This window comes from Pseudovibrio sp. Ad13 (assembly GCF_001623225.1).
GTDB lineage: Bacteria > Pseudomonadota > Alphaproteobacteria > Rhizobiales > Stappiaceae > Pseudovibrio.
This window is the reverse complement of the sequence record NZ_LMCC01000006.1, coordinates 1-13707: the sequence shown is the minus strand read 5'-3', so window position 1 is coordinate 13707 and position 13707 is coordinate 1. Positions and strand designations below refer to the sequence as shown.

At 44.0% G+C, this 13707-nt stretch carries 6 protein-coding genes; 3 read left to right on the top strand and 3 right to left on the bottom strand.

Going from position 1 to position 13707, the window contains the following annotated elements; all coding sequences use genetic code 11:
• Window positions 1–76: 76 nt before the first annotated feature.
• The 3 genes from PsAD13_RS09535 to PsAD13_RS09525 form a co-directional block, all read right to left on the bottom strand.
• Window positions 77–5014: an RHS repeat-associated core domain-containing protein gene (locus PsAD13_RS09535; RefSeq protein ID WP_063317980.1), complete on the bottom strand. Its 4938-nt coding sequence runs from the start codon at window positions 5012–5014 to the stop codon at window positions 77–79.
• Window positions 5015–5130: 116 nt separating this feature from the next.
• A complete protein-coding gene (locus tag PsAD13_RS09530; RefSeq protein WP_063302624.1) occupies window positions 5131–5616 on the bottom strand; it encodes a hypothetical protein in 486 nt (161 codons plus the stop codon).
• Window positions 5617–6895: 1279 nt separating this feature from the next.
• The gene (locus PsAD13_RS09525) at window positions 6896–7525 is read right to left on the bottom strand and encodes a recombinase family protein (RefSeq protein ID WP_084404683.1); all 630 of its coding nucleotides are present in this window, start codon (window positions 7523–7525) and stop codon (window positions 6896–6898) included.
• 2004 nt (window positions 7526–9529) lie between these two features.
• Here PsAD13_RS09525 and PsAD13_RS09520 point away from each other — a divergent pair.
• From PsAD13_RS09520 to PsAD13_RS09510, 3 genes are all read left to right on the top strand, one after another.
• On the top strand, window positions 9530–10447 hold the full coding sequence (locus PsAD13_RS09520; RefSeq protein ID WP_153040866.1) for a hypothetical protein: 918 nt from the start codon (window positions 9530–9532) through the stop codon (window positions 10445–10447).
• Between the two features lie 69 nt (window positions 10448–10516).
• Window positions 10517–12004, top strand: a complete 1488-nt coding sequence (locus PsAD13_RS09515) for a hypothetical protein (protein ID WP_063317977.1) — start codon at window positions 10517–10519, stop codon at window positions 12002–12004.
• Window positions 12005–12306: 302 nt separating this feature from the next.
• The gene (locus PsAD13_RS09510; protein WP_063317976.1) at window positions 12307–13233 is read left to right on the top strand and encodes a hypothetical protein; all 927 of its coding nucleotides are present in this window, start codon (window positions 12307–12309) and stop codon (window positions 13231–13233) included.
• Window positions 13234–13707: the final 474 nt, after the last annotated feature.

Below are 13707 nucleotides of genomic sequence, written 5' to 3'. Positions count from 1 at the left end.
AGTCTTGCCTCGTGCTCTAATTTTTTTGGTTGAGATAATTCTTGTTGCTTGATTGTATTCAATCGAGTGCCATAGTTTAACTGTAACTTAGGTTGCCTTTGACTGTTGCCTGAAGCATCTCGGCGATTGATTGAGCATCGTTAAATGTTCCTTTAGTCAGGAAGATAATTTCTTTATTTGTTGTGTCAATCTCCCGTTTTACTGCATTAGCAAACACTCTATTTGTAACAGGTCGCAGAACCTTTTCAGGACCAACAATATTGCTTCTGACATGAATCACACCATCGATAACCCTAAATTTAAGGGTTAACTGATTGCTGCTAACTGGTGCCCTTGATCTTGCTCGACCACTGCTGAGCTCATCGACATTTGGCAAAAAGCTATTTATGATTTTGCTCGCAGAATCTTTGGTCTCAAATGAGATCGTATCAAGTTCTGAGAACTTATCGCCAGATATGAGTGAGATCTCATTGTCATTGATTGGAACCGGTACGACTTCGCTATCCTTAAGGTTTACTTTGCGCCCGGCAAAATAACCTCCAGACGTTCCACCTACAACAATACTGATCAGGTTTTGCGACGAGAAAAAGGGTTGGTTATTTCCGATGGAGCTAACCGCACCTGCAGTTATTGCATCTGCAAGTCCTCCCAAAACCCCAGAGGTTACTCTGGCCTGCTTTTGGACGCTTATTGCTGTACTATTTGTTTCCAGAGCTGATCTTAAAGCACTAGTTGTCGATGCGTTTGCGACCTTCTCTGCAGCTGCAAATCCCGCAAATCCTGCAAGTATATCAACGATAATCTGTTTAGCTGTAATATCCTCGCCGATAATAAGTGAGTTTGTAACATCACCGCCTACAGAGCTTGCCGCTGCAATAGATGCTCGAGCCCAATAGCTTGCCTCCACGGCTTCAGCAGCCAAAGTACCAGCAAGTACAAACTCTCCTCCAACTACTATTAGAATGGCAACACCAATGCCAGCCAGCAGGCCTAACCATGCTTCATCGCTTAGCAAACCACTTGGATCACTCTTCATAATGGGGTTGCCATCGGCATAAGCATATCGGTTGATTGAGTAAACCGGGTCAAGTGAGAGAAAACGCATGGACTTTGGGCTGTACCAGCGTGTTCTTAGATAGGTGAGGCTGCTTTCCGGGTTGGTGTACTGCGCATTCCAGTTCAGACTGTTGGGTGGTGTTAAGGCAGTACTGCTTTTGATTGTGCCATAATCTGAGATTTGAATATCTGTTTTGGCATTGGAGGTGGTGTGCAGACGAACAGACCCGGCAGCACTTGAGAACAATGTTGTGCTTTCCGGGTTTACCTGCCCGACAAGCTGGGAGTTTGCCCAAAACAGACTATGATACTTTGGTGCATTTTCATCTGTACCGGTGGCAACACTGGCTACACAGCCCGCAATATTATAGAACTTTGAGGCATTGCTACCTGTTTTAACCTGATCGAGCAGGCCATCAAGACCATATGTATTCTGGACACTTTGCTCGCCCGGAGGTTGTGCAGCCAGCAACTGATTAGTAGTGCTGAAGGTATAAGTTGCACCATCAACATCCTGAATCATGTTGCCATTGGCATCATAGGTAGCACCTTGGCTGATCAGCTGATTGATTTCGTTATACTGGTAATTAGTGGTTTGCCCGTTTGAGCTATGCCTAAGAATATTACCAGCACCATCATAGCTGAAAGTGTTTGTTTTGGTCTCATTTGCAGTTCGCAGGGTGGAGGAAACAAGCTGGCCAATCCCATCGTAGACCATTGACTTATTAATTTCGACAAGCTCACCTGAAAGCAATGGGTAGCTTGAGGAAAGCGAACTTAGCTGGCCCTGAGGATTTCGAGGCATTTGGGCCCTATAGATTATCTGTCCGTTCTCATCTGTGGTTTCAACATGTTCAACTTCCCCGTAGCCGCCGTATTCATAGGAGATCTGTTGGGATAGAGGACCGGAAAACTGCTGGCTAATCAATACGCCTTGCATTCCATTTGCTGTTCCCCAGCCATTGTTCATGGTCAGATTACCGGCTGTTTGTTGAGAAATCTGATTTAAATGATTGTAGGTGTAGGTAAGTTGAGTTTCGTCAGGAAGCTGGCAGTGCGTAACACGGCTGTAAGCATCTTTTGTAAACTTTATGGATTTGCCATCAGGATAGTGAATAGCCAGCGCTGTTCCATCCAGAGAGTATTCATAGCTGGAACTTTCTGAGCCATTAGAAACCTCAGAAACCAGATCATTCAGCAAATAAGAATAAGTATAGGTCTCTTCTCCGGTTTGTGCGCTGATCAGCTCTCCGACAGCATTATAGCTGTACGTGGTTGTTGTGCCATCATACCGCCTGTAGCTTTCCAGTAAGCCACCGGGTGCATAAGTAAACTCCTCTGATTGTCCCAGAGCGTTTGTTGCGCTTATCAGATTTCCAAGTCCATCATAGCTTAAGATATCGCCGGATACGGTTGCTTGAGGAACGCCGTTGTAAGTAACTGTTTGGTGGGTCTGCCTTGGTTTCTGGAGTAGATTATAAGCTGTTTCCGTGGTTGCTTGTGCCTGCAAACCAGCCTCTTGAGACATCCCTGAAACAGTCTTTCGGGTCTGCATTGTATCAGCGTTGTATTCGTAAGTGACCGTTGAAATATCAGTTTTTTCTGCATCGGAAACGTTGAAAGTGTTTTGATGAGTAACCAGCCCAAAACCGTTGTAGGTCAATAGGGTTCCATTGTAATTTTCAGGAGTACCCTCCTCAGTGAACTGGTAGTTTCGAACTTCAACAACCTGGTTCAAACCATCATATCGACTTTGGGTACGCAAAGAGCCATTTAGGATACTCTCTGCTTTCCTGTTTACGTTATCACGATGAACTTCCAGAATATTTCCCAGTGGATCAGTTTGCTGGATTAACTGGCCCAGAGCGTCATAGGTATACTGTGCAGTTGCGCCGGTTATTGTGGTTTCGCTGGCCTTTAGCCCTAGTGCATTGTATGTGATAGTACGCAGTTGTCGGTCCAAAACAGGGGTAGTCTGGGTTGGATTACCGTTGTCTACAAGAAGGATGGCCCGCCCCAAAGCATCATAGGTTGTACGTAGTTCATACCCATTAGCATTATGTATCAAGGTCATATTCTCACCAGCGCTGTCACTTTCTGGCTCGCCTTGTGCCAGAGTATAGCTAAAGGTCTTTTCTCTACCCAAAGGATCAGTAGTGGAGGTAAGGTGCCCCAGTGCATCATAACGAAGCTGATAAGTGTCGCCTGATGGTGAAATCTGCCTTACACATGGCCCCATGGGCAGACGTAAATCATAGAAAAACTGACTTGTTTCACCAATGGCATTGGTAAGTGAAACAGACAGCTCCTGCGTTTCAGCGTTATATTGGGACAATATGGTATTGCTGACAGAACTAAGATCACCACGTTCACCGGTATACCCGTCCGCCCATGCCAATTCCCATCGAGTTTGCTGACCATCCTCATCATAGAAGTAGCTTTTTGTTTTGATGGGCAGGAACTCGGGTTGGCCTGACTTCATTTCTGAGGTTGTTACTGTGGCAATATTTTTCTGATCCTGCGTCAGAATAAAACTCAATTTGATTTGGTGATCACCTAATAAATCCTGCTGGTTTGTCTCCAATGGCATCTGACCACCCCAACTGGTTTGGGCAAAGCTATGGTCAAGCTGAGAAACAAGGAGAGCTTCCTCATTTGTCAGGTCATATGTCTTGTTTTGAGTAAGATTACCGAAGTCGTTGTATTTATTTTCAACTTTGGACTGATCAATCCATTTGTCTTCTGCTGGGTCATAAATACTACGAACCACAGTAGAAGGCTTGCCAATATTTACACTGCGGTCATGTAGATCTGTGATTTGTTCATAGCTGAAAAGGGTTCGGAGAGCGTTCACCCCATTATGGTTTTCATCCAGCAGATAGGCATACTCCTGCATCGGTGAATGCAGATAGTTATAAAATATGCTGGATGCAGATAGACGGGTTCCTGTTTCATCAAACCGTTGCACAAGAACATCATAAAGATACTCTGTGTCCTGACTATTCATCAATGTATCGCCACTGGTTGAGAGCTGATAACCTTGCGTGTAACCCGTGAAAGTGTTGCCTTGACTTTGGGTGCCATAGGAATACCTGGTTTCACCTAAAAAAACATCATTCAGGTTACTGTGCCTATGCAGTTCTACCGCAGGAAATGACTGTACCTGCCCTTCTTCATTAAGGTATTCAATAGCAGTGTATTGGTAGGTTGAGATAAGACCTGTTGCATATGCGATTTGCTGAACTACCGTAACATCAGATTGCGAGGTGTAAGTAAGTTCAGTCCTTGCACCAATCTGGTTGGTTATTCGATAAATGCCCTCATTGGAAAATTCTATAATTTGTGTAGAGCCATCTGGCAGTAAGACAACAACCTCTCCAGGTGCATACTGTAGCTGTATCACTTGCCCAAATGAGTCTGTAATGCTTGCCAGCTTATTTCCAAAAACATCCCCGAACGAGTCTGTGTAGTTGTAGGTAATTGAGTTACCGAACAAATCAGCCTGCAGAAGCAGCTTGCCGGTTGCATCAAAATAGCTTTTAGACCCGTTATCGTAGGTAAACAGGTAACGATAAGAACCCGGGGCAGAGGGAAGCGGCTGATCTACGACAAATTTCTGAAACTTACGACCGTGGTCATTTAGATACCTGAGTCCAGACTGGTATCCGGAGCTATCAGTCCAATTAGGATCAATAATATAGATTTTTCCCTGAAAGGTGAATGTTTCGTCGTTTGCCACAAATGGCAGGTTGAAGCCCCATCCTGATGGCAACCCCAATTGTCCCTTGGATCCTGCCGAATAAAATGCATTAAGGCCAACGCCGATAGCCTCTGTTTTTCCCCGCAGCTGTGCCAGTGGTATTTGGACAACAAGTGAGCCAGTGTTCTTGTTAACGTATTCCTGAGCCTGAAGTGACTGGTTGAATGCTTGCGAACCAGGATATTGTGAAATGGTCATCATATTCTCCCGTTTTCTTATTGAGGTTGGTTTGGTCGGGTCAAAGTGACATCTGCCCCGTAAGGGACAGGCCACTTTTTGCATTATCCGGTTGTTTGGAGGGGGCTTTAAGGAGCTTAGTCAATGTCAAAGATGATGTAGACCGGGCCTGTTGTGCCTTCATCCCAGCTAAGAGATTCAGCTTCACAATTTGCCTCAGTTGGACAAATGTGTGTTCCCTTTGAAGGGTCAATTAGCTGAATAGTGTTGCGGGAGTTGTCGTCACTCCAACTTGTTATTGTAGTTCCCGACTGCGCATAATTGTCTGTGTGGTAGCTTAATGACCAGACAGGAGCCCCGCCACTACATGAACTTTCCGCCTCGACATAACCAACGCTGACGCATTCAATTCCGGCATGATCAATTGTAAGGCTGCTATCGTTACCTACATCATTCATGCAAATATCGGTGTTTTCATCGGCGGTAAAGCTAACATTGATGGAATTTAACGGGGTTACATCGAGATTTACGCAGGCATGGATAACTGTTCCCGGACCAGCAGAAGCAGTTCCGGCATGCAATGAAAACGAAATAAGGCTAAGAATAAGAAGTAAGACGCGCATTGGTTTCTCCTGTTGTTATTGACGCGTATAAAATTAATGACAGAGGTGTCACCACAACTGTTCAACTAGGAGACGATTTGCTTGAAGTAATGTGAGATATGCGCTTCTAAAATTTTAGAGCTGGTGTTGTAATGCTTTGACAAAGAGTGGGCGATAAAAAAAACTGGCATAAGAATTCCTCCTCATGCCAATAAGATGCAAATAAAGTAAGTCGCTTAGTCTTCAATGAACTCCAATTGCTTGAACTGACTGATAGCGTCTTCATCAAGCTCGATACCCAGTCCGGGACCTTTCGGAATGTTGACGAATGGAGGCTCAAACTTGAGAGGGTTTTCAGCAGGTCATGCGAGCGGATGTTACGGCCGAAAATGTCACTTAGCCAGACGCAACTTTAGGTTGCGGCTGCCTGATGCACATACATCGCTTCCAAAATACCAAGGTCAAGTTCTGAGCCGTGCCAGAAATAGAAGTTGGTGCAATGGGCAACCTGTGCCAGACGGTGGAATGCAGCTAATTGTAGGGACTTGAAATCCAAATGTGGCGGGCTTGAGCTCCTCGCGATTTTGGGCTCAGATTATTTGAAATTGTGAATCCAGGCGGGCTCAAATAGTCTGAGAACGAAACCATATTATGTGAGACTGGCCCACATTCCTGAGACTGGACATAGCGCCATGAGACTGATGCCAATCAATTAATGCGCATCCGCCTCCGAGCCCACACAGGGCCACAAGAAAAGACCTGAGGCAGAAAGCAACTTTGCGGTGATATTCGCAACGGGTTTTCTTATGCTCAATCCGCGCTGTTCAGGCTTGCTTTTGGGCTGCAAGAAAAACGTAGGATTTTCTTGTTCAACGTTGGTGTGAGCTTACAGTCGAACCACAATTTTGACCATTTGCTGCCGTTCAACCTAAATCTAGGTACGTCGAGAATGCGCGTGACTTCAACCAGAGGTCGATTTTGGTCAGCTTTTTGCTGAGTGACCAAAGCTACTATTTTGACGCTTCTTGAATGAACCTTGCTAGACAGCCCTTTTTACCGGAGGTCGAATTCGGTAAGCTTGCGATGGGAGGAAGAAGGCTTTCTTAGTTAGAATTGATATACCATCGACACCTTATAGCCATATTGGACAAATTGAATAAGGGAGTGTTTTGGCCCATAATCACAAACTAAGGAAAAAGCCAAAACACACGAACTACTAATTCTACTTCTAAAGTTACTTGCTGGTTTGCATGTCGCAGACGATATTTCGTAACTGCACCAACTTGACCTCAAGAAACCCTCATAGCTCTGATTTCAGTTGAATGTTTCTTGAATCGAGAAAGTGATAAAAAGCAGTGCGAGAAACCCCCAGCGCGTCAGCTATTCGAGCACGAGTTAGTCCTTTCTCAAAAAGCAACTTAATCTCGGCTTCTCTCCCATCTAACCTAGAAACTCCAAGTTTACCGCGTGGCCGGCCTCTCGGATTTGCGTCTGCACGTATGATTTTAGCTCGAACATTAAGCATCTTAATTCTTTCCTGCTCGAGTAATGTTATGGCCTCTAGAAGTAAGGGTACTGAAATTTCTGAATTATTTTTCGACCTCAAGCGAATTCGTTCATCTATTATTACTATTTCTGCCCCCGTCTCATGAATGAGGCTGATTGTCTTGACGACATCTGCAATATCAAGACCTAAACGACTTAAATTTGGTACTAATACTAGTCCTGATTTAGAAGCCTGATCACACAATTGTTTTCGCTTCAACTCTGGGCTATCGCCTCTTCTGGGCATTTGAATGCAAAAGAGCGTGTTTACTTTTATTCTTTTTTCTTCAGCATATTTCAAAACTGTCCTTCTTTGGTTTGTCAGGCCTAGTCCATCTCTACTTGCTCTACAATATCCTACTGCAATACTCGAATTTGGAATCATTTTAATATATCCCCTGTATCGATATCTTAGCGTTACATACAATATTCGGGCACCACGTTCGCTGAAGTCCCCTTACTTGTGTGATACTTATTTGTAGCGAAAAAAAACATACCGCGTACAGTGGTATCTCAATCAGTAATAGTAATATTAATTTGAGGATATACTTACAAATTCGGATTTGATGAAAAAAATTTGAGATTAAATATTATATATACGTAAATTACTATGTTTATATAAAACAAGAAGATTCATTATACACGATTTATATTAAATTTGACATGATATATACGAAATAGCGTGCTTTGCCTACGTCAGTAGCTCACATCTATGAGTAGAAAGTTGAGGTTTATGTATGGGTACGAAGGGATTCAAGTCAGACGGAATCATTTCACACTTACAATAGATTACAGTAATTTTTGATCATGAAAACTCACGAGTAGACGTGCGCCCCAAAAGAGACCGAGCGTTTATATTGCGCAATCATCAGAGCGGATAATGTACGAGTTTATCCTCGCCGAAGTAATCAAGGGGTGCTTCTGTACCGCTATCGTCAGGAAACCTGCATCAATCATAATTGCTGTAAATGAGGACTACATAGTAGTGTGGTTGTCAGTTAGTTGAGTTTCATCCGCCCCACAGTACGGCTTACCAAACGACCGTGTCGATAACTATATACTAGGAGGAAATGGAGTTGGCTCAATGATGGGTTCTGAACTCAGCACTCGCTGGGAGGTCGCCAACACGTCTGGTTTTATGGCTTTGTGCATCATCACGTGGAAAATAGCAGAGGCATTGGACCGCTGAAATTTTTGAGTGAATATAGTCGGGGATGTTTCACTATCCGGTGACGCAAAAGCTGAGTTTGGCAAACTCATGGGTGGGTTGAGGCTGCTTTTTATTGTGCACGACTTACTTTTCTGTTTTAGCGTGTGCTAGGAGTAGGAGTCCTAAAGAGTAAACTTTCTTAGTCTGTTTCCGATCAATGCAATAGATGAGGAAGAGGATATCAAGCTGAAGAAGATGCTGGATATTGCGATGCCGAAAGAGGAGCTTGGGAATATTTCTGAAGCCCGGTTGCCAATGACGTGGGGTGGCGCGACTTACGGCACACAAAGACTACTCCCAATGCAAAGCCCGCGAACTAAATAGTATTGCCTCACGGTTTAATTCCTATTGATCTTGGCGAGATAATGACGCAGGACTTCGCAAGAGGCTTGTATAGTCGCACCTGAGTGACGGCGCTTTGGTTATCTTGTTCAAGTGGGAAAGATAGTATGTGAGCTGGAAAAAATCGAATCCGCTCTAAAAATTCGGAATGACAGAAGCAAGAGAGCAACCATCGTCGATATATCCCTCTCGGGCACCCGAGTGATCAGAGGACGAAACGTTCATACATGTTTCTCAATGATAACAGCATAGAGCTAAATTCAAACTCCATCCTGAATGGCAGGTTGGTCGACAGGTTGAATGGTAATTATCGCATCAAGTAAGAACGGCTTTGTCAAAAGTTTGGATAACCCCGCATGTGGGGCAGGTGCCGCAATGAAAATCAACCTCAAGCCCATCAGCGGTGAAAGACATGTTTGAGGAATGGTGATTTGATCATAACACCAATCGACCTCCTCCCCCTCACAGCGGACTACCTTCAATCCAGTTTATAAAACAATTCAAGCAGGATCAAAACTGAAACAGTATTCCCCAAAAGTCAGTACACTCGGTCACTCTATGTGCTTGAAAATAAGTCTACGCCAACCATTTTCAGAAATTTTTTGATGAATAGTAGGTCTTCCCCATCTCAATAAACCTGTCTGTTAGAATATGATAATGAATGCCCATAAGTGTTAACGTAAAACACCTTAGAATCTAAGAACTTCAGAACATCCTACAATTGGCATATGACTAATCTAATATATATATCAATATATTAGAGTTCCTTTGCTGTTTCATCTCACAAGAAGCGCTCTATGCTGACATTGTCTTCATTAATTGAAAAGGAACAAGACAATGCCAAATTTAATAGAAGAGCCAAATTTTATAGAGATGGAACCAGCAACAGAATGGGGTGATGATCCATCTGAAAGCCAGTCCGATGAAGAAAACACCAATGAGATTGATAGCGATGTTGATGAAGATATCGCGACCCTTAATGGTAATGAGCAAGAAATTGCTCAGGAGACTGTCCAGGCTCTCGATGGTGTAGAGCAGAATGAAGCAAGCACCGATGTTGAAGTTGAGGCTCAGCTTGGCTTAGATAGTCTAAACAACACCCGCCAAATCCCAGAAGGTGAGCAACTTACAGGGACTGACCAAACCGCTATGGACCGGCAAAACGCTCTACTTGAGCGCATTGCAGAGGCACTTGAGAAGAACAACCAAAACCGAAAAGGTCCACTTTATACCCGGGCAAAGTTTTGGATTCCTGTAGCTACGCTCGGCTTGACCGTTGTGACAACTATTGCACTCATCACGACTTCTGTGTTGCTTGCGTCAGATAAAGATCAAAGCAAAGATCAAGCGGATAAGTTGCCGGATCTAAGTAAATTTCCGAAAAAAGCAGTTGATACAGTTAGGTCTCAACTACAGTCAAGATTTTATGATGAGTCAGACAAGGTTGTCTGGAATCATGTCGCTACATTTTGTAAAGACTATAGTCCAAGCTGGCCGGCGCTCATTCTTGCAACAAATATCATGAAGGAAGCGTCCCCCGCTGCTGAGTTCAAATACTCGTTTACTGAAAAAATGCGACTTGTCGATGAACTCGAAGCTGTATGGAACAGCCAGCCAAAAGGCAATAAATACAGCCCGATTATTTTCACGACATTAGCTGATCTCAAAACCAAGGATGGTCAGCCTTTGCCCAGAATCATTGCAGCAGAAGTTGCTCAAATGGCCTGTGCCCAGATTCTGGATAAACTTAGCTAGCTTCCTCGATATTCCTGAAACTGAACAGGGCAGAGTCACGACTCTGCCTCCCCAACCAAAGGGTCTATTATGTCTACTACTCTGTTTGATACCCAACCAGCTGCTGCTCTTAAGGCCAAATTGATCATCCCACTTGATCAATTCGCATCTGATGCTGATGCGACTGCGTACGCTGATAGTGTTTTGAAGCTTGTTAGCGGGGATGATCTTCAACTGGTATCCTATGATGCAAGTTCATATGTTGGTCAGGCCAAACCGCCATTTACCCCTGAGCAAGCTGTTGACGAAAAACTCCTCGATCCTAATACATTGGAAGATGAAGATCTCAAACAACTGTTTGAAATGCAGATTGATAATGTCAAGGCAGCGGCACGGGAATCCCATCCTTTTCAGCCTGACGAAACCATCAGTAATGAACTCGTGGGTATCATTGACGCCAGTGAAGGATTCCCAGCAGGCACCGTCAGATACTACCGTGTAACTGATAAAGGTGCGCTGAGCATCACTTACAGGCATCTCACAGTTTCCCCAAATGGTGAGTTGAACATCAACACAATACCGATTGAGCCTGTGACCTTCTCAAGTGAGGTGACCTCCACTGAAGAGTACATTGAAAAGTTAGCCGAGGGGGCTCTAAACGTCGGCTCAATGCTTGCATTTGGAATTGGTGGGCCAATCGGAATCGGAGCGGCGGCCGGCTTGTCACTCCTCAGCACCCTGCTAAGCGTCTTTCTTCCGAAACCTAAAAATAATGAAGTAAATCTAATTCTGCAAGGTGTCACAGATATTGTAGAAGCTGCTGTACAGGATGCAGAGATTCGAGAAGCTAATGGGCATATTGAAAATGCCTCTATGACGTTTAACGAGCTTTATAGTTCACTTAAAGGTTCGAATATTGAGATTCCGAAGTCTATCACGGAAGCAGACGCTGACCCCGATGTCTGGCGGCTTTACAGTAACCTCCTTGATTTGACTAGTGCTGATTCAAATTTTGGTGCCGCTGTCGATGAGTTAAGTTCTACTACAGCTCCTTCCAAAGATGGCGCTGTTACGTTTCAAATGCGATCATTTGCGCTCTGGCTCTTTGCTGCTCATTTGAAGCTTCTGTTCTATAAGACACTGCTTTTGATGGACGCCCTACCACAAGGAAAGCTAGAAGGTTTCTATTTGCATAGCATTGTAGATGAGGCAAAGAACTTTCATGCTTACGGGCAGAATGCGCTTACTAATATGACTAATGCAATTGGTGAGCGTCTCGCGAAAATTACCCCTCTAGAGTACAGTCAGCCGGATGATGATGGTGTAATATGGATTAGCTTTACAGATCATGAAACGGGGAAAAAGCATACAGTTAGCCCCATTCAAAGTGGAAGTTGCCACAAATGTCATCCGTATCATCCAAATCCACACTATCAGCAAGATTATCAAGATTACCGGGACGAGGTAAATCAGGAGGCTGAGAAAAAGTTCTTCCGAACTTCTGCAGATAAACTTGGTAAGGCTGTAGATGATTTTAAATCTACACAAGAAAAGTATTCGAAGTATCTTTCGAACTAGGACCCAATAAAAGCTATATGGGTGTGCATGTAAACAATAATATATCGTGCACACCTGTATGAATAAATGCAGAAATTACGGTGGTGATCCTTAAGGTTTATGTGAATGAGAGTAGGTGGATATGATTAAATATCATTAACATGTGGTGTTGCATGTTATATTACCTGTTTGCGTCAGATGATTACAGATATTGCTTTAAATAATATGGATATGTTACTTATAAGGGCAAATCTACGATTTCTCAATTACTCAACATAGCATGAGGCAAGGCACTAAATTACTTGGAAGGCAGACTGTTTGTCATGGTTACAAGTTACGACCCGGGAAAATCTTTTTATGATGCCGTGAGAGGGCCTGTATTTAGTGGCTCGATACCACAAGAGGCAATCGAAACTATTCAGTTCATACTTAAGTATGCGGCAGATGCAAGGGTGTCAAGCCTAAGTGAAGTTGCAGTCTTACTTGCGACCTCTGTGATTGAAGTTGGTCATAAAATGCAACCTGTCAGGGAAGGTTTTGCCAAGACAGATGCAGTAGCTCGCGCTCATGTTGCTCGGCTTTTCCAATCTGGACGCATATCTCGCGATTATGCAATTGAACATACCGAAACAGGTTTAAGTTATTATGGCCGCGGGATCGCACAAATCACTCATTATGAAAACTATGTGAAACTTGGCGAAGCTTTGAACATCAGACTGGAACTCGATCCAGATAGATTGCTTGAACTTCACTATAGTGTTCTCGCGCTCGTTATTGGTATGCGGGACGGCCTTTATACTGGGCATAAGCTATCAGACTACCATAGGGCAAATGGTGGATACAGCTGGCAGCAGTCTCGCAGAATCATTAATGGAGATGACCGGGCACAAGAACATGCGGAACTGTCAAAGGCATTCTATTCAGCACTCAAAGTTGTATACCCGAAAGGACTTCCCAATATGGCAACTACAAAGGACAATACGCCATTATCTCGCGTCGTAAATGGGCTTGCTGGAGCGATGGTTAGTGTTCCATTGGCCGAGGGTATCGACACGACAATTGATGACGATACAGTCCTTATGACAGTTGCCAACCTAATTTCTTCTATTATGGAACTCGAGAAGTTTGGTTACGGCAACGCTATGAGTGTCACTTTGGGAGTTCTTGTCTTATTCTGCGGCGGAAGGTGCCCAGCAATATTTGCGGCACTTAAAGCTGCAATAGCAGCTTATAAAAATACTGTTCGGTAAAAATAGAAAGCGCAATACAAACACCATTTCTGCGACAATTCTCTCCGATTGCTGCAGAAAGAGTGGTAACTGCTGACTTGTGTAGGCCTACATATATTGATTCAGAGCGTTGCCAGGCTTGCTCATTTGATCCTTAGGGGTGTCATGCAGCTCTTGAATTGGAGCTTTACCACTCTCATTGCATGAAGTCTAAATTAATGTTTGTCGGGCATTGGGGCTAAGAACACGACAATAGGCGCCAACAACCTTCGATAGAATCGGCTGAATGTCCGGTGTTGGCCCACGATGCTGGCAACAGCCTCTCACTTACCTCAGTTCACGCAGTGCAGTGAATGGAAGTAAAGTCTGGTGGGCTCAACTAATCGCTGCAATACATTCGGCAAACTTCTCAGCTACAAGGGGGACGTCGATCTGGAGGCAAAACTCAACCAGTGGGAGTGATTTTACAACCTTCACCGGCCGCTTACGAAGCAC